Raw genomic sequence first — 19236 nt, forward strand, 5'->3', positions numbered from 1 at the left:
AACATTTTTTAAGCAAACCGATTCATAATCACTCCTTCAATTCAAAAATATTACAATTGGAATAAAATTATTCTTCTTATGAAGTTGAGGTGACCTTGGTTAACTATTCGTTCGACAAAAACTTTTTGAAAATAGCAGCGGATAGTCAAGCGCTTACACAATGCTCACTATATATTCAAAAATAGACAATTCATTAACTTTAAACAATAAAACTTTTTAATGAATTCAACATTTCATAGGAGTCAAATAATTATAATTTTCTAATTTCAAAACAACTATCCAACGAATAACATTTTTTATAAAATAAGAATGTTTGAGAACATATATCAACAAGTTAATTATCGTTTTCATTATGACCCCCTTAAGATTCTATCCAGCGCAATAAAAATAGCTAATTCAAGTATAATATAGCATATTTGTTCTTTAAATTAAATGATTAATTTTTAATTTTTAAACAAAATTAAAAACATTGTTCTCATTTTCTTATGGCCAAAATTTCATCCATAAGAAAAAATTCAAACAATGTTCTAATTATATCTGGCTGAATTAATTATTTTGTTAAATACTATTGGATAAATTCCAAATAATCTTACCTTTATATTTCCCCCAATGAGCGTCAGTTGCTTTACTTTTCAGAAATACACCAGCTACTTGCTTATCGTTATCCCACCAGTCATTACTTAAGTGCGTATTAACTGGACTATTCTGGGAACCATCAATTCTTGCAGGTAGTTGCTTATCATATATAGGTACGGATATCGGTTGTCCGTTATTATCATAGAAAGATACTTCACGGTGCGGCGCGACTGTTTGCTTAAAAAACAACGCATTCTTCCATATATTATTGCTATCATCAGTCAAATCATTTTGCAATTTCATAGTTACCTGTAAATGGTTGTTCGCAATTGGATCATAAACTAACAACAAGTTGTCATAAACACTCTGTTTATTAGTTAGAGAATAAGTGGTATCAGTAAATTTACCTACTCGATGCTTGCCAAAGTCTAAGCGGTTCGGCACCGTTAATTGAAGATAATAAACATTTCCAATCTTAATTTGGCCACTTTCCCCTAATTGGATATCTTCATGACTGCCATCGCTATGCGTAAAGTCTGTCTGCATATGCAGCGAGGCAAGTTTCAAATCTTTAGTCGGCTTCAAAACTCGGACATTCGTATCCACTTCAAAACTTGTTCCTTGTGGAAAACTACCGCCTACGGCAATTAAACCAAAATCTTTAGGCAACACTTTAATCGGATTACCATTGGTAATATAGGTATGCGTTTGTGATTTACCCGCCTTATTCGTGGCTATCACTTTGACTACATGATTAACCTGTACATCTGGCGAATCTGTATCAGCAGCAGTCCCATCACCTCGAGTAAAGGTGACATTATCAATGGTTGCTGTGTCATCCTTTGGTGTAAAGAAGTCCTTTTCGGTATAATTACCCATTCCCAGACGGTCGGGATTAGTGAATCCCGCTTCTGTACTGAATCGCTTATCCTGGCCTTGATACAGCTGTTTATTTCCAGAATAGCCTGGCAAATTCAGCACCGTATACTTATAAGAGATTAATTGGTCTGCCAAGATATTGCCACCATCATCAAAGGCATTGGTTGGACTTTGTCCACCCTGATCATCAGTACCATAAAATTTTAATTCGTAGTCTTTGGTACTGCCGGTAACTTTATTCGGAGGTGTTGCCGGAATCGTCCAAGTAAGCTGATTGGACTTATTATCACCCTTAATTGTCAAATCACTACTAAAGTCCGCCGCATTCGGTTTTAAAGTTGAGTGAGCCGTCGGATTCAGATAGCCTTTAACATTCATCTGCTTCGAAGAAGCAATATTTTCTTGATAAATCAGTGGTACTTGAATATCATCACCTAAAACGTAATATTTTTTGGCTTGCTTATCATTAAGATTCAGATACAAACTACTGATTTTGACAGTTTTAACCACTGACGCTTGAAAATTATTCACCACCGTTATTTGTAATTTATCATTAGGTACTAAAGTCCCAATTGGATTAGCAGCATTATTCTTATCGTATTCTGCCAGCAGCTTATCTACATCCAACTGGAAATGACCTGTATTATCCCAAGTGACTACCTTGGAATCAGTTACATAACGCCAAGGCTGTGCCAACAAATTGCCTTTGGCTGTCAAATCACTAGTAGCTATTCCAGAACTATCATGATGGTGTTCAAACCACAGTCCTTCATCAGGTTCAACTGCTGTGGGTGTTGGTGCTGGCGTAGCAAAGATATTTCCTGGATCTAAGGAATCTTTATTCGGATTCAACTCCGCAACTGTGGCCCCACTATCGCCCAAATCAATCGGAGTACTAGAACCTGTGCGAGTCAAAGTGACATGCAGACGTGCACCGATAGCAGGTTGACGTGCAGTATTATCATCTACAACATCACCTTCAATTAAACGATGTTGCGGATCAATAGTTGGTAAGGGCTTGGCAATCACTTGTCCCGGATCAATTGCAGTTGCATCAAACACTCTAAATTGTGGGAAGCTACTATTATTATTAGGAGATAGTTGGGCTAAAAGTTGTTTTAATTTAACCAGATTAGTCGCACTTGTTTGCGCGGACATTGTAGTACCATTAGCACTACTTTGCAATCTATCACTAGAAAAAGGTAAGTTCAAATATTGAAATTGTGTATCTCTTATAGAGATATCCGGACCTGAAGGGTCATCAGGATTATCTGCAAGCGCCGTTTCTTTAACACCATGCATTTCAACATTCCCTGTACCATGAAGCAGAACCGAAGCTTTATTAGGGCGCTCTAAATGAAGCTTCTTTGGTTTATAAATATTAATTCTACAAGAACCCCTACTATTAATTAAATAAACTCGCGATGTCGCTTTAGGAGCGCTCATTGAAAAACTCCCATTGCGATCAACAAAAATATTAGCTGCATTGGAAGTAGACAAGAGACTAGCTGTTGCCCCATTATTATTACCCAAATTCTTAGCTTCTACATTCATCTCGCCTTCACCAATATTGGCTTGACCACCAGTCAAATTAATTAAATTATTCGAACCAATGGCACCATCACTTTTAATATTAATCACCGAGTTAGAATTAGTAACATATTGTAAATTACCGCGACCAGATAAAGATAATGCTAGTGGTGTAGCATAAAATCCATCAGTCATTCTTGAATCATACCAAGTATCATTCTTATCTTTTAAAATTAATCCTTTATCAGCAGTTGGGATACTATCAGCTAAGGGCTTGCGGTCAACTATAATATTTAACTGTGCATTATGTTGCATCGTTAAATCACCTTGATTGCCAACAACTGCTAACCCAATAGGTGTATTACCTGCAGGAACTACTCCTGCTTCAGCTGCGGAATTATGGTTAGGTCCACCACGCATATAATGTGGATGTAATTCAACATTAGCTCTGTCGCCAACTGTTACATTACCTGTAACTAAAAGTACGTGGCCACCATACGTATAACCTTTAAAATTACAATCTGCATCAAAATTAATATTCTGACCTTCTAATAATTGTTGAGCAGAACCAGTAATAGTTCCTTGACAACTATATACATTACCATCAGGACCAATATAAGAATACAGTGCATAACCTGTACAATCACCTTGAAAATGGACTGTAACTCCAGAGTTACTATATAATAACTGCGATCCATAATAAGTTATATCTTTATACGTAAGTACAGTGGGTACCGAAGTCATATTCTCAGTTCTAATCGGACCAAAAAAATTACTGCCATATATTTTCATATTATTTAAAGTTATATTTGCAGCGCGACTTTGTCTTAAAAAAATACTAAAATTTCCTAAATTCCAAGTATGTCCTTGGCCATCAATAGTAAAAGTCGACTGTACTTTTCCTGATATTTCAGTAGTAAGATCGTCGGGCTTATTCGAAGAATGAATAATCCTCAAATTCCATTCTCCACCATCTTGTCCTGAATATTTTCCCGAATGAGGTGCTGATGGGCTCGTTAATGAACCATAATTATTAATTCGCGAAAAATTCAACATGTAAGGATCATGATTAACATTATTAATAGCTCCCGTACTGCGAACAGTGGCACCTGCTCCAGTCGATGGAGTAGCAAAGGTAATATCAGGATCATTGGCCAAATTAGGAATATCGATATCTTTAGTTAAAACGATTTTAGTAATATCTGAATATCCCCATGTACCAGTCCCACTACGAATGTCTATATTTTTATAATCCGTACCAAATCCATAGATAGCATGCAGAAGTTGTTTAGCATTATGCACATAAGCTATTTTGCCTCCATCTGGATTATCTGTCAGATAAAAATCATTATTGGTTGGCCAAGGAATAGTGCTGTCATCAACAACAAAAGTTGAGGGCATCCCTAATCTTTCTATATGATTATTTGTTGAGCGAGACTGTGTAGGCAAAATATTTTGCCTAAAATTAACCAGATTGTTGATATCATAATTGGCATCAGAAAAAGCAGCTGCATATCCAACATGGCCCCCCACAGCTAAGAAAAAGCTACTAATTAAAAAAGCAATAACTATTTGAGTTTTTTGAATACTTGTTTTCCAATATGTATTCACACTCTTTGGTTTTGTATCAATCATCTTTTCACCTCAATTATGATAATCTGTCCAACCATTAACTAAAATCATAAGCTCTAATCGAATGATAGGATCTAAAAGTTGCACTCACAATAAAATGTCAATCGGTATCTTTAAAATATCGTGTAATCTTTGAATTTCTTGTCTCGTGAAATCACTATGATTATTAATTTTACGGTTCGTAGATGATAAGGAACGCTCAATAATCTCTGCAACTTGTTGTTGCTTAATATGATTAGCCTTTAAATAACCTAATAATTTGTTTTCTTCTTTCATTTGTTCACCTTTCAACTTTTATAAATTTTTAAAACGATTACATTAAGTCCAAAACAATCTATAAATTAAAAAAGAAGTATAACTAGTTATTAAACCTAATATCTAATTCAGCCATTATGCTTCATTAACACAAAGTGCATGGACTTTTCTTATCATTTATATCCTATTCAAAAGATTAGACACTAATAATATAATTACTTTTTCAATATAACATACATTTATTTTAAGATTAAAGTTTTATGCTTAAATTTGTTTTTTTTAATTTATTGAATAAACACTAATATAGCAAGGATCATTTCCAATAAATGGTGATATTTAAAATAAAATATAGCTTGTTTTTGCGATTTTATTAAAAAAAATTAATAGAAAATAAAATTTATATACTCTATGCCTCAAACTATTATTTGTAACAAAAAAGAACATCGCTCAAAAAGTTTTTATTGATAAAATCCCATCAATAAAAGCATCTCAAACAATGTTCTACTTCAATCTGGCTGAATATTTAAATTATTTTGTTAAATACTATTAGTTAAATTCCATGTTATTTGACCTTTATATTTCCCCCAATGAGCATCAGTTGGCTTACTTTTTAGAAAAACACCGGCAACTTGCTTGTCAGAATTGTTCCACCAATTTTCACTTAAGTGCGTATTAACTGGTAAATTACCAGAATTTCCTACTGTTGTAGAATATACGGGAACAGCAACAGGATTGCCACTACTATCCTTCTGGAAAAATTGGGCCGCAGAAGCACTTGTCTGTTTAAAGAACAATGCATTTTCCCATATATCATTATTATCATTAGTCAAGTCGCTTTGCAGTTGCATAGTGACTTTGAGCTGATTTCTAGTAATCGGATCATAAACTAACAACAAGTTGTCATAAACACTCTGTTTATTAGTTAGAGAATAAGTGGTATCAGTAAATTTACCTACTCGATGCTTGCCAAAGTCTAAGCGGTTCGGCACCGTTAATTGAAGATAATAAACATTCCCAATCTTAATCTGCCCGCTTTCCCCTAATTGGATATCTTCATGACTGCCATCACTATGTGTAAAGTCTGTCTGCATATGCAGTGAGGCGAGTTTCAAATCTTTAGTCGGCTTCAAAACTCGGACATTCGTATCCACTTCAAAACTTGTTCCTTGTGGGAAACTACCGCCTACGGCAATTAAACCAAAATCTTTAGGCAACACTTTAATCGAATTACCATTGGTAATATAGGTATGCGTTTGTGATTTACCCGCCTTATTCGTGGCTATCACTTTGACTACATGATTAACCTGTACATCTGGCGAATCTGTATCAGCAGCAGTCCCATCACCTCGAGTAAAGGTGACATTATCAATGGTTGCTGTGTCATCCTTTGGTGTAAAGAAGTCCTTTTCGGTGTAATTCCCCATTCCTAAACGGTCGGGATTAGTGAATCCCGCTTCTGTACTGAATCGCTTATCCTGGCCTTGATACAGCTGTTTATTTCCAGAATAGCCTGGCAAATTCAACACCGTATACTTATAAGAGATTAATTGATCTGCCAAAATATTGCCACTATCATCAAAGGCATTGGTAGGACTTTGTCCGCCCTGATCATCAGTACCATAAAATTTTAATTCATAGTCTTGGGTACTGCCGGTAACTTTATTCGGAGGTGTTGCCGGAATCGTCCAAGTAAGCTGATTGGACTTATTATCACCCTTAATTGTAAAGTCACTACTAAAGTCAGCCGCATTCGGTTTTAAAGTTGAGTGAGCCGTCGGATTCAGATAGCCTTTAACATTCATCTGCTTTGAGGAAGCAATATTTTCTTGATAAATCAGTGGTACTTGAATATCATCACCTAAAACGTAATATTTTTTGGCTTGCTTATCATTAAGATTCAGATACAGACTACTGATTTTGACAGTATAAACAGTTGACGCTTGAAAGTTATCAACTGCAGTTACAGTTAGCTTATCACTTGGTAATAGTGTGCCTATTTTATTTACTGCAGTCTTATCATATGTCCGGACAATATCATCAATGTCTAAAGAAAAGTTATTATTATCTTTCCCACTCCAAGTAAGAGCAGAAGATGTTACATATTTCCATGGTTTAGACAATCTGTTACCAGGACTTGTCAAAGAATCTTGTACTACACCTGCAATATGATGGTCTGCAAACCAGCTAACTTTATCAGGTTCTACTGCAGCATAATTAGGCGTTGATAAATTTTGCGGATCTATGGAATCCAAATCTGGATCTAGCTTCGTAATGTCATCACTAGTATCGCCTAAATCAATTGCAGTAGGTGAACCTGCTCTTTGCAGCGTAACGTGTAGACGAGCATTATTAAACGGCTGAGTTTTATCATCAGCATCAACTACACTCCCAGTGATTTTTCTTTGTACCGGATCAATATTAAATTGATTTTTAGTAATATCTGGGCCATCATCAATTGTAGTTACATCAATTTTTTCAAATTGTTTAAATTGTGTATTAGATGGATTCGTTGGATTCGTTGATAATGATTGCAAAATTATATTTAACTTTTTCAAAGCACTGGTACTAGTTTGAGCATTCATTATATTACCATTACTACTACTATACATATAATTACCATAAAACGGTAACTTTAAATATTGAAATGGAATAGTTATTGGCTTACCAGTTCCTGTTGGATTAGGAATAATCTCTTTAACATCCCTCATTTCTACACTACCAGTACCATAAATAATATTACTTCCAGGATTAGTATTGGGACGAGCAATACTTAAGCTCTTAGGCTTATAAACATTGACTTTAAAAGTCCCTGAACTATAAACCATATTAACATTACCTGTAGCTTTAGGTGCTTGAATATCAAATGAACCATTTTTATTAACAAACACTTTACCAGTAGAGCCTAATTGGACTAAATTAACATTACTTGCGCCTAAATTATTGGCAGCTATATGCATATTACCTTCACCAATATCTATAACCCCACCTTGAATCAAGGCGATTCCGTATCCTGCCAAAGCGCCATCACTAGTTAAATTAATTGTTGAATTAGAATGATCAACATACTGAATTTTACTATTGGCAGCACTTAAAATTAGGGCAGTGGCAGGAGTCCTATAGCCAGTATCCATAATCGGATCATGATAAACAGTATCAGGATTAAGCTTGGTTAATACGTCAGCTAATGGCTTGCGATCAACTTGAATATTCAGTTGAGCATTTTTACCGATTTTTAATTGTGGTACTGATCCAGCAGTACCACCACCAAGCATATAAATACCCGCACCGGTACTATTACCATAAGAATCTTCAGGAATAAGATTAACCGCAGTAGTAATTCCGGTAGTAGGAGTACCAACTCCAGTATGGGGATAAAGGGTGACTTTAGCGCCATCATGCACGGTCGCTCCCCCTGTTAATTCCAAAACATTTCCCGCATAAGTATAACCGTTATAAATACAATCTTCACCAAAATCTACATTCTGCGCTTGCATATTCTGTTGGTTGCCATCACCCTGACAATGATAAGATCTAGAATCTCCCGGCACATAATACTCTCTTAGAGAAAAGGCATTAATGGTACCATAAGTTTCAATATTAACATTTCCACTACTATACAAAAATTGAGAACCATAATAATTAACATCGCGATATATTTCCTGCGTATTACCACGGCCCCAAATATATCCATAAAAGCTACTATTATAGATAGTGGCATTTTGTAATGCAATCGTCATTTTATAATTACCACCGACATCACAAGTTTGAATAGCCATATTACCTACATTTATAGAGTGATTATTAGCTTCAATAGTTAAGGTGTTGTCCTTTGAAGGCCGTTGTATTGCCATTGTTCTTGGAGCATCACCCCCCGTATGATTGCCAGAAATACCGCTTAATAAATTTCCCCAAATGGGTAGTGTAAATTTATTATTGGTATTGGGATAATTCATTGTGATATCAGGATTATTAGGATTCGGATTAGTTGGACTAGTAGCAGAAGTATTAACCAAATCAATATCGGCTACTAAAACAACTTTAGTAATATTTGATTTGTTTGTATAAGTGTCACTATTAGGAACTTGATCGTAATTTTGTGGATTAGGATCCCCTACGCTACTATACCCATAAATAGCATGTAAATATTGATTAGGTGTCCTAACGTAAGCAATGTATCCACCATTAGAATTAGGGTCTAAATCTGGCGCTAAAGCATAATCATTGTTGGCAGGCCAGACCAGATTGCTTGGTACTGGAGTTTGCGAACGAACATTTGCAGTATTGATGTTATTATTAGAAACCTTCGGAATGAGAACACCTAAGCCCTGAGAATTAATCAGCGTTGTAATATCCATATCCAAATCATTGGCTCGCACGTCAGATTTAGTAACCTGATAATTATTAAACAATCCAAAAATAACTATTACTAATAATAAGGGAAATAGAAATAACTTTTTTTCTTTAAAATAACTACTGCACAATTTAAACATTAAAAAACTTCCTTTTAGTAATAAAAATCAAATAATAATATCAATCGGTATATTTAAAGAACTATGCAATTTTTTAATTTCTCTTTTAGTAAAATCACTATGATTGTTAATTTTGCGATTTGTCGTAGATAATGAGCGGCCAATAATCTCTGCTACCTGTTGTTGTTTAATATGATTAGCTTTAAGGTAGCCTAATAATTTGTTTTCCTCGTTCAATTGCTTAACCTCCTTATAAATTATTTTTTGATTAATTTTGTCCTATATTTAGGACATTTAAGCATAATATACCATATTTCTCCCTAAAATCAAATTGCAAATAGTATCATTTGTTTGTTATGGCAAAAAGATACTAATAATCACAATGTTTTAGAAGGGGGAGAGCTATGACGGTTAATCAATTACTATGTAAAGAACGCAAAAAACAGCACTTAAGTGTTCGAAAATTAGCAGAAATCATTCAAATTAAGTATGATTATTTCGTTTCCAAATCGACTTTAAATTATATTGAGCAACCTGGCAAAGGTATTGATGCCAAATTGCTTTTTATTCTAATCGATTATTACCAATTAGATATTGTAAAGATTCAAAATATTTTTTTAGCTGAAAAAAACAAAAAAAGCTCGCATAAAGAATAAATTTTGTAACAAAACAACATAAATATTGCGGTTGACTTTTTGCCTTAACAACATCTTCAATGTCTGGCAATTCTAGAATTTGAAGATAATAAAAAACCATCGAAGTTAATTAAATAATTTCGGTGGTTTTTATCTCTTGTAGTAGTGATTTTTATTTAATTGTTCAGCAACCAATTGAGCCAACAAATAACCTAAAGCAATCGCGCCCGTCAGTAAAATTACGTGAAAACATTTGGTTACAAAGGCATTACGTTGACCGATAATTAATAATTCTAATGCTTGATAAGCGGTAGCCCCCGGTACTAGTGGTACTAATCCTGGAATATTAAAGGTCGTACTAGGTTGCTTACGTTGACGTGAAAGTAACATCCCCATAATTCCCACTAAAAAAGCGCCCGCGAAATTAGCAAAAATACTTCCTGTTCCCATTTGAAACAATAGCCAATAACATGTCCAGCCTAGACTGCCAGTAACTCCTGCCCACACTAACTCTTGGACAGGAACTTGAATAAATAATCCAAACGCGATTGTGCCCAAAAAACTCAAACTGATTTGTACGATTAAGTGCCACATATAATTACCTCACTAGATATGTAGATAAAATCCCACAGCCACTCCAATAGCAATCGCACCTACAACCATTAACGATTCCATCCCCCGCTGCATTCCTGCTAATAAGTTGCCTTCAATTAAATCTCGTAAGGCGTTAGTCATCGGCACACCAGGTACCAAAGGCATAATCGCGCCAATAATAATATTGCTTGCATTATGTCCTAAGCCACTTCGCACTAGCAATAACGTTAGTAAAGAAATAAAAAACGAGCCCAACAGCTCACTCACAAATCTAATCCGTGTTCGTTGACTAATTAAAGTAGTTAACAAATAACCACTAGCTCCAATCAAAAAACTCCACGGGAAATCCCACCAATCATAGTGCTGCGTAAAAATAATCATCAAACAGGCACTTTCCAGTCCAGCACCTAAAGTTTGTATCCACAATGGAAAAAGAGGCTTTTCTTGTTCAATTTGTTGTAATGCTTGTTGTAATTGAGCCAAAGATATTTCATGTTGAACAAATTGGCGGGACAAAGTATTTACTTTAGCAATGCGATTCATATCAATACCACGATGTGTTACTTGCATAAAACGTGTATATGGCGCTTGACGAATACTAATTAAAACTCCTGTCAAACTGGTAAAAGCTGCATTATGTTCTTCATCACCCGCACAAGCAATACGGCGCATTGTATCTTCAACCCGATACATTTCGGATCCTGATTCTACAAGAATTTTACCTGCTAATAAACAAGATTGCGTTAGTTCAACTTTGGCCATTGTTGACTCCTTTTTCCAAAACAACATAACTTTTCATTACTTTGGGTAACTAGTAGTATTAGAACAATTTATCATACATATGTTCCCTTTTACAACTTAGAATATCTCAAGTTGAAGTTACTTAGTTTGATATCTGACTAATTTGTCCTAACTTTTGATAGTCAACTCGATTATGATGGCGTAACTTGACTGACATCGTATTAAATCTTAAAACTACCGGTTTGGTATAATGCAGTTCTCGTTGAAAAGCATTTAAACTAGCTTGTAATTCTTGCTGGTCTTGAGCTCCTGCAACCGCACTTAATGTACCCTTGAGCATCACCGAAGAATGAGCGTCTTCATTGAAACTGATAACAGCCGCGCTAGATGAATTGAGCAAATTTTTAAAGGTGGTTGACTGTTCACTTGTGTAAAATAAAATTGATTTAACACTTCGATGGATGGGCAAGGGTGTCAGAACTACCAAACTAGGAAAGTTCATTTTATCAAGTGTTGCTACTTCTAGTACAGTAGCCTTTTTAATTTCTTGATTTGCCTGATCTAATGTATTGACCATTAATTTTCCTCATTTCATAATTTAAGTTTATTGTAGCTGATTTTTTAATCAAAAACAGCATTTTAAAATTATTTACGGACAATATACTAAAGTGCTAAGATAAAGACAAAGGAGGTGAGATTTTTGAACCGAGGTTGGAAATGGTTATTAACAATTATTACTTTGTTAGTGCTGCCCCTACCGGCTTTGGCTTTTAGTGCTAACTGGAACTTAATCCAGCCTTACATTAAATTGAAACTGCCACAAGTGACCTTAAACAATCAATATATTCGCTACTACTTGTTCTTCAGTGGTGCTGTTGTATTGGTATTTTTAATTATTATTTTAATTGTCGTACTGTGTTATCCAACCAGACGCAAATTTAATTTAATCAATAAAAATTATGGCCGCTTGACAGTCACTACCAAGGCAATTAATAATTTTGTCAAAGCTTCATTAGAAACCGAACCTTATTTAAAAAATCCCAAGGTTAGCTCTCGTCTGACTAAAAGACATCTTAAAATTAATGTCAGTGGTGATTTGTTATCTGGTTCTAATGCTCAGGCTAAGTTTGACAAATACTTACATAACTTAGAAGATGACTTGCGTAATCTTTTAGGAATTGAGCAAAAGCCAAAAGTCAGCATTAAACTAACGAATTATCATCCAGACAAGCAACAAAAGGATCGCGAATTGCAATAAGGGGTGGGAATAATGAAGGACTTTTTCAAACAATATCAACGAGAAATTATAGGCGGCGTAATTGGCTTCTTGATAGCTATTTGTTTTATAACTATCGGATTCATTAAAACTATTTTTGTAGCCTTTTTCGTTGTTATTGGTGGTTTGGGGGGACATTATTTGCCCCAGTTATTACATTTAATTCAAAAAAATTAGGAGGATATTTATTATGGCTAAAGAAGCAGAAAAAAAACAAACAGAAATAAAAGGCGAATTAACTTACGATCAAAAGGTTGTCCAAAAGATTATTGGCATGGCTTTATCTAGTATCAATGGTTTATTAACTGTTGATGGAGGCTTTTTCTCTAACTTAACAGATAAACTAGTGAACACTGATGATGTTACTTCTGGTATTAATGTTGAAGTCGGCAAAAAACAAGTCGCAGTGGACATTGATATTGTTGCTGAATATGGCACTAACATTTCCAAGTTGTACGACGAAATAAAAAATAAAATTTACGACAAAGTCATGAATATGACTGGACTAGAAGTCGTCGAAGTTAATGTTAATGTCGCAGATGTTAAAACAAAACAAGAACATGAAAAAGATTCCACCAGCTTACAAGATAAACTCACTCATGTAGGCAAAAATGTCAAGCAAGATACCGAAAAAGTCAAAGATAATGTCAAAGATAAGGCTGAAGATCAAACACGCGTCAAATAAGCTTTGCATTAATTCATGCAAAAAGGATACAAAGACAATCCTGTCTTTGTATCCTTTTTTGAACTCAACTAAATTTAACTTTTCTCTAATTCCAGCTGATCTAACAACTTTTTAACTTTTTGATTAGTGATCTTTTCATCTTGATCACTATTTAATTCCAGTAAAATTTGATTACCGACTACAAAGATAATCTCATCATTACTGTTATCATCAATCAAATATCCTAATTTTAAAAATGATTCCAGATTCTTAATTTGTTCTGGATCTCGTTTGGTCAGAATATCATGTACTAACTTATACAAAAATAGTTTCAAATTGCGCGTCCGTAATTTACTTTTACGATGTTCATCATAATATGGAAGAAACAACGCAACAATTACGGCTGCTATTTCTGCACTAGCAGTCACCCATTCTGAAAGTGGACCCCATTCCATAAGTATATCACCTCAACGTGATTATACTATTTCAAGTCCGCAGTTGCATCTTCTGGTTTTAAAGTTAACGCCAGAATTAAACCAGCTAAGGCCAACGCTAAAGTGAAGTATAAACCAAAATGCACGCCATTAGTAAATTGTGCTGCTTTGTCCATTCCATGATAAGCATTTTGTCCTAAACTCAAAAAGCTGGTTGCCAATGCTGTTGCCACTGCTCCAATGATTTGTTGCATTGTGTTTAAAATTGTACTCCCATCAGCTGATTCAGGTCCTTGCAAAGCATTCAAAGCATGTGTTTGCACTGGTGACATTGCCAAAGGACAGCCAATCATCAAAATAATATGAGCCGCAATAACATAGGCAATTGTTGATTTACTACTGGAGAAAATCAACATTATAATGCCAATTACAGCAATGGCAAATCCAGCCACTGCCGGCTTTTTGGCACCTAAAGAATCAAATAATCTTCCAGCAAAAGCAGAAACAATTGCGTTGATAATCCCCCCTGGCAACATAATAATACCGGTCAAGGCCACTGGTAACAATAGACCTCGTTGCAAATATTGTGGCAACAAATACATTGCTGATAGAATAATTGCAAAATCTAACATCACACCAAATGCCCCTTGGGCAAAGGCTACTTTTTTAAAAACATGCAAATTAATAATTGGCTGTTCCAAATGCAATTGCCGATAAGCATATAAAACAAGCACTATAATACCTATCACTAACATCATTAAAACTGCAGGTGAGCCCCAACCTAAATCGGAGGCAAAACTAACACCCATTACTAAACACGAAAAACCAATAATCGACTCTAATAACGATAATAAGTCAACTTTAGGTTTAGTAATTTGACCAACATTAGGCAGCCCTGCTATTGCACAAATTAACGCAATTAATAAGAACGGAATAAAAAACCAAAAAATCCAATTCCACGCCAACTTGCCCAATATAATTCCTGTAATGGTCGGTCCAATTGCAGGAGCCAGCATAATAACTAATGCACAGACACCCATGGCCGTTCCCATTTTATGGGGTGGAAAAATTAACATTGCCACTGTAAACATTAACGGCAAAATCAATCCTGTTCCTAATCCTTGAATCATTCGTCCAATTAACAAAATTGTAAAACTAGGTGCTAAAGCAGCAATTACGGCACCAATAATAAAATCCAATAAACCCGTAATAACAATTTGACGAGTAGTAAACCATTTAGTCAATAAGCTAGAAAACGGCAAAATAATTCCAATTACTAACATATAACCTGTAACTAGCCATTGAACACTTCCTGAATTAATTTGAAATGTTTTCATTAACTGAGGCAAAGCAATATTTAATGACGTTTCAGAAAGCATTCCGACAAACGCCCCAATCATCATACTTGCCATGGCAAACCAAGGGCGTTTAACATTAACCCTTGCTTGATTCTTTTTCATTAAAAAACTCCTCTCAACTTCTTGGCCCTTAGGGCAACTCGATTATCTTATCAAAATAAAAAAAATTGTGTAAGTCCTTTTAAATTATTTTCGGAAATTTTTTTGTAATTATATGAGAAATAAACTATCTTTTTGAGATTATTAACAAGCGCAAAAGCCTAATAAACTAATTAATTGAAACACCTTAAGCTTCATGTTATGATACTAAAAATACAGCTTGTTGATTTTATCGAACAAACTGAAGTTATACTTACTTAATGATATTTATAAAGGCGGTGTTTTAAATGTTTCCTATTTCTAGGACAGTTATCGCTGTACTCTTACTTTTTATTTCTATTACAACTATTTCTTTAATTACGTCCGCCATTATTTGGATTATTATTAAAAAACATCGAGATGGTTGGAATGGTTAAATTCTTTATCAGTATTTACGGTGGAATTCTCTTCATATTTTTAAATTATCTTTTCTTGCAGCTTTTGTTGGGACTATTTAGCTTTCATCATGATTATCCGCTTATTAAAAAACAACTTACTGCCAAGCAAATCGATCCTGAATTGTTTTATTTCATCATCATTCCTTGTTGTAATGAAGAAGCCGTCATTGCACGGACACTCACGCAACTTTGTCAACTTGATTTTCAGGGTAAAATTATCGCAATTGACGATGGTTCAACTGATCAAACTGCCCAACAAATTCAAACAGTTCACAATGACAAAATCCATTATTTAAAGCGGGTGCTCCCTAATGCCCAAACTGGTAAGGGTGAGGCTTTAAACCATGCCTTAAAAATATGTGAACAAATAATTCAACAAAAACATCTCAATCCTAATAAAGTGATTATTGGCGTCGTTGACGCCGACGGTGCCCTATCTAAAAATTCTTTTAATGTCTTAAACCACTATTTTTCTAATCCAAAAACTATTGCAGCACAATTACGTGTCAAGATGTATCCGCAATTTGAGAACACTTTACAAATCTCTCAAGATGCTGAATTTTTTACTATTATTAATTTATTGCAAAATATGCGCATGTATACCCGTACTGTTGGTTTAAGTGGTAATGGTCAATTCTTTCGTTTGCAGCCCATTGTAGAAAAAATTGGCCACCAACCTTGGGGCAATGCCCTTTTAGATAATTATGAATTGACCCTCAAGCTTATGCTACAAAAAATTCCCATTGATTATATTAGCCATGCTTGGGTTTATCAGCAATCTCTAAAAAATATGCGTGCTTACATTCGTCAACGCAGCCGCTGGGCTCAAGGAGATTTAGATTGTCTTAAATATTTAAAACCCGTACTTCAAAGTTCTGCTTTAGATTTTTGGCAAAAGGGGGGTATTCTACTGTTCTTTATTCAACCCTGGTTAAATTTCATGGCAGATATTGCTGTTTTTGGACTTTTTTTATTAACTGTCAAACAAGTTATTTTTATTTTAATAGCAAGACACTTTAACTTAGCTATTATCAACAAGCTTGTCATTAATATTGTTGTTTTATTTGTCAGTTCCAGTTCTTGGGGTGTTTTATTTACTTTTCTTTATCATTATGATTTAAAACATAACCATGAAACACGTCCTTCTAAAAAATATCTATTGAGATTACCTATCTTAATTGCTTATATGTATTTAATTTTATTTTTTAGTATTAGCATAGCCTTCTGGCGGCACTTACGTCATAAATCTAGCTGGATTAAGACTAAACATGAATAAAATAGGGAGTAGACTAATCTTGTCCAACTCCCTATTTATTATCCATCAATCACAGTAAAACGCTGTTGATGATGTGTCGGTTGCCAAATCTCTTGAGTCAATGCAGTTGCCATGGTTCCAGCAGTCGTTTGCGATTGACCTTGTTGATTAAACATTAACTTATTATCACCCGTTAAAATTTGTTGAGCTTTAGGTCCCGGAACAAAATTTAATCCAGGAGAAATACCAAACCAATCCACATTATCAACCAATTGTAAGAATTCTAACTCTTGATATTGATAATGTGGTACAGCAGTTTCAGCATTAGTATTGGCAGATTGTTCTATATCGGACAATAGTACATGTTGGTCATTGCCGATTAATAAACTGCCAGCTCCCAAGATGAATCCCAAGCGAACTTTTTTATTTTCACGAAATTGGCTTGCTAAACGTGTAGCTAAATCCACGTGCAAATAGGCTTTTTCTGGTGTAGTTGCAAAAGCATCAATAATAACATCACTATCAGCAAAATCGGTTAACTCAAGCTGAAAAGCATCTTTGGCCAAAATTTGGATAGCTGAATACTGTTTCTGCAAAGCTGTTAATTTATCAGTATTTCGTCCATTCGCAATTACAGCCATTCCTTGAGCGACTGCAGCTTGAACAAAAGCTGAACCGGCCATTCCTGTAGCACCAATTACGAATACTTGCATATACATCCTTCCTTTCACCTGTAAAATAACATAATCTATGCAGGTTAGCGAATAAAAGGAATTAAATTGCCCCAAACTATTTCATACTAAAAATTCATTTAATGATTTATAAATATAACTATATATAAACTGTTTTCACTTGATTATTTTTTCTAATTGATCAGCTATTTTTTCAGCAATTTGGCTTTTAGGTAATAAATCAGTTGTTATCGGCGGCTGATTAGAAGCAATCATCGTTACTCGATTTGTGTCACCATTAAAGCCTACTCCTGGTTTTGAAACATCATTAGCGATGACTAAGTCTAAATTTTTTTGAACTAACTTTTTCCGAGCATTTGCAACTAGATTTTGTGTTTCTGCTGCAAAGCCAATTGTAATTTGATCAGGACGTTTTATTTGCGCTACAGCTTGCAAAATATCTGGTGTCTTTTCTAATTCTAAAGACCATTGATTATTATCAGAATTTTTTTTGATTTTTTGCTGGGCCGTTGTTATTGGTTTAAAATCTGCCACTGCTGCTGTCATAATTAACGCATCTTGACTCGGAAATTTCTGTAAAACAGCTTCGTAGAGCTCTTCAGTGCTAGTAATCGACTGTAATTTAACCATCGTTGGGGCTGTTAATTTCGTTGGCGCTGAAATTAGGGTTACTTCTGCTCCACGCTGCTGTAAAGCTTGGGCAATAGCATAGCCCATTTTTCCCGAGGAATCATTAGCCAAAAAGCGTACTGGATCTAACCGTTCACGTGTACCACCAGCGGTTACTAAAATTTTTTTACCCGTTAATATTGTTGGCACAAACAAGCTAGCAGTAATCATTGCCAAGATTTGTTGAGGTTCTGCCATACGGCCTTTACCCTGATAACCTTCAGCCAAAAAACCAGTTTCAGGATCTATCAACTTTATACCATCTGCTTGCAGTAGTTGAATATTACGTCGGACTGCTGGATTAGACCACATATGATTATTCATTGCTGGTGCTACTAATTTAGGTGCTGTGGTTGCCATTAAAGTTAAACTCGCAAAATCATCTGCAATCCCTTGCGCCATTTTGCCGATTATATCAGCACTAGCTGGTGCAACTACCGCTAAATCTGTCCAGTCAGCCAATTCAATATGATCGACAATTGTCGGATGCTGTCCAGCAAAAGTGTCAGTCATGACTTCGTGCTTAGATAAAGTTTGAAAACTCAAAGGTGTTACAAATTTTTGGGCCGCAGCAGTCATTACCACCCGCACTTGAGCTTGTTGTTTAACCAGCATGCGAACTAAAGTTAATGCCTTATAAGCAGCGATACTACCAGTCACGTAAAGAGTAATATGTTGATTTTTGAGCATTATTACAATCCTCTTTTTCTTTAATTGTCTTTATTATCGCACAGCTGAAAACAGTATTAAATTAATTAGTGTTATAGTTGCGTCTGACCATCGCTTCTTGTTAATATTTAGCTTATGGAAAATATAAGAATAATCTTAAAAGACCAACGCCTACAAAATCATTATTCTATTCGTCAATTAAGTTTTATATTAAATAATCGGTATCATATTAAAGCTAGCAAATCAACTATTCAGCGTTTAGAAAATAGCAACACTGCTATTAGCGCTCAACTATTATGTGCCCTGGCTGATTTGTATGAATTAGATCTAGAAGAATTAAAAGGTATTATTTTAAAAAAATAAAAAATCATA

Annotated in this window: 17 protein-coding genes; 6 read left to right on the forward strand and 11 right to left on the reverse strand. The window is 34.9% G+C overall.

Annotation, left to right across the window (positions count from 1 at the left end):
- Positions 1–558 precede the first annotated feature (558 nt).
- The 4 genes from DS830_RS06835 to DS830_RS06850 all read right to left on the reverse strand — a co-directional run bounded on the left by DS830_RS06835 (position 559) and on the right by DS830_RS06850 (position 9578).
- Positions 559–4620, reverse strand: a complete 4062-nt coding sequence (locus DS830_RS06835) for a pectate lyase-like adhesive domain-containing protein (protein ID WP_118908753.1) — start codon at positions 4618–4620, stop codon at positions 559–561.
- An 84-nt stretch (positions 4621–4704) separates the two neighbouring features.
- Positions 4705–4893 (reverse strand): helix-turn-helix domain-containing protein, encoded by a 189-nt coding sequence (locus tag DS830_RS06840; protein WP_118901024.1) that lies wholly within the window; start codon positions 4891–4893, stop codon positions 4705–4707.
- A 515-nt stretch (positions 4894–5408) separates the two neighbouring features.
- Positions 5409–9362 carry a pectate lyase-like adhesive domain-containing protein gene (locus tag DS830_RS06845; protein WP_118908754.1) on the reverse strand — a complete coding sequence of 1318 codons (3954 nt, stop codon included), beginning with the start codon at positions 9360–9362 and terminating at the stop codon, positions 5409–5411.
- Between the two features lie 27 nt (positions 9363–9389).
- Positions 9390–9578: a helix-turn-helix domain-containing protein gene (locus tag DS830_RS06850; RefSeq protein ID WP_118900373.1), complete on the reverse strand. Its 189-nt coding sequence runs from the start codon at positions 9576–9578 to the stop codon at positions 9390–9392.
- A 167-nt stretch (positions 9579–9745) separates the two neighbouring features.
- On the opposite strand from DS830_RS06850, the gene DS830_RS06855 reads away from it, so the two are divergent.
- A complete protein-coding gene (locus tag DS830_RS06855; protein ID WP_118908755.1) occupies positions 9746–9997 on the forward strand; it encodes a helix-turn-helix domain-containing protein in 252 nt (83 codons plus the stop codon).
- A 129-nt stretch (positions 9998–10126) separates the two neighbouring features.
- Here DS830_RS06855 and DS830_RS06860 read toward each other — a convergent pair whose 3' ends face one another.
- The 3 genes from DS830_RS06860 to DS830_RS06870 all read right to left on the reverse strand — a co-directional run bounded on the left by DS830_RS06860 (position 10127) and on the right by DS830_RS06870 (position 11888).
- Positions 10127–10570 carry a threonine/serine exporter family protein gene (locus tag DS830_RS06860; RefSeq protein WP_118908756.1) on the reverse strand — a complete coding sequence of 148 codons (444 nt, stop codon included), beginning with the start codon at positions 10568–10570 and terminating at the stop codon, positions 10127–10129.
- Between the two features lie 12 nt (positions 10571–10582).
- On the reverse strand, positions 10583–11332 hold the full coding sequence (locus DS830_RS06865; protein WP_118900368.1) for a threonine/serine exporter family protein: 750 nt from the start codon (positions 11330–11332) through the stop codon (positions 10583–10585).
- A gap of 121 nt (positions 11333–11453) precedes the next feature.
- Positions 11454–11888: a pyridoxamine 5'-phosphate oxidase family protein gene (locus DS830_RS06870; protein WP_118900366.1), complete on the reverse strand. Its 435-nt coding sequence runs from the start codon at positions 11886–11888 to the stop codon at positions 11454–11456.
- A gap of 123 nt (positions 11889–12011) precedes the next feature.
- Between DS830_RS06870 and amaP the strand changes: the two genes are divergently transcribed.
- From amaP to DS830_RS06885, 3 genes are read left to right on the forward strand one after another with little or no spacing between them, the layout of a single operon-like run.
- Complete coding sequence (gene amaP, locus DS830_RS06875) at positions 12012–12569, forward strand: alkaline shock response membrane anchor protein AmaP (protein ID WP_162887547.1); 558 nt, start codon at positions 12012–12014, stop codon at positions 12567–12569.
- 12 nt (positions 12570–12581) lie between these two features.
- The gene (locus DS830_RS06880; protein WP_118908758.1) at positions 12582–12764 is read left to right on the forward strand and encodes a DUF2273 domain-containing protein; all 183 of its coding nucleotides are present in this window, start codon (positions 12582–12584) and stop codon (positions 12762–12764) included.
- Between the two features lie 13 nt (positions 12765–12777).
- A complete protein-coding gene (locus DS830_RS06885; RefSeq protein ID WP_118908759.1) occupies positions 12778–13272 on the forward strand; it encodes an Asp23/Gls24 family envelope stress response protein in 495 nt (164 codons plus the stop codon).
- A 74-nt stretch (positions 13273–13346) separates the two neighbouring features.
- Here DS830_RS06885 and DS830_RS06890 read toward each other — a convergent pair whose 3' ends face one another.
- Together DS830_RS06890 and DS830_RS06895 are read right to left on the reverse strand one after the other, a co-directional pair.
- A complete protein-coding gene (locus tag DS830_RS06890; protein WP_118908760.1) occupies positions 13347–13706 on the reverse strand; it encodes a hypothetical protein in 360 nt (119 codons plus the stop codon).
- Between the two features lie 26 nt (positions 13707–13732).
- Complete coding sequence (locus DS830_RS06895; RefSeq protein WP_118908761.1) at positions 13733–15145, reverse strand: DHA2 family efflux MFS transporter permease subunit; 1413 nt, start codon at positions 15143–15145, stop codon at positions 13733–13735.
- A 396-nt stretch (positions 15146–15541) separates the two neighbouring features.
- On the opposite strand from DS830_RS06895, the gene DS830_RS06900 reads away from it, so the two are divergent.
- Positions 15542–16855, forward strand: coding sequence for a glycosyltransferase (locus DS830_RS06900; RefSeq protein WP_240366796.1), 1314 nt, complete (start codon positions 15542–15544; stop codon positions 16853–16855).
- 38 nt (positions 16856–16893) lie between these two features.
- Here the strand turns inward: DS830_RS06900 and DS830_RS06905 are convergent, their stop codons facing one another.
- Positions 16894–17547, reverse strand: coding sequence for an NAD(P)-binding domain-containing protein (locus DS830_RS06905; protein ID WP_118908763.1), 654 nt, complete (start codon positions 17545–17547; stop codon positions 16894–16896).
- A 135-nt stretch (positions 17548–17682) separates the two neighbouring features.
- On the reverse strand, positions 17683–18885 hold the full coding sequence (gene coaBC / locus DS830_RS06910) for a bifunctional phosphopantothenoylcysteine decarboxylase/phosphopantothenate--cysteine ligase CoaBC (protein ID WP_118908764.1): 1203 nt from the start codon (positions 18883–18885) through the stop codon (positions 17683–17685).
- Between the two features lie 114 nt (positions 18886–18999).
- Between coaBC and DS830_RS06915 the strand changes: the two genes are divergently transcribed.
- On the forward strand, positions 19000–19227 hold the full coding sequence (locus DS830_RS06915) for a helix-turn-helix domain-containing protein (protein ID WP_118908765.1): 228 nt from the start codon (positions 19000–19002) through the stop codon (positions 19225–19227).
- Positions 19228–19236 lie beyond the last annotated feature (9 nt).

Origin of the sequence: Bombilactobacillus bombi, from assembly GCF_003522965.1 — a bacterium.
Taxonomy (GTDB): Bacteria; Bacillota; Bacilli; order Lactobacillales; family Lactobacillaceae; genus Bombilactobacillus; species Bombilactobacillus bombi.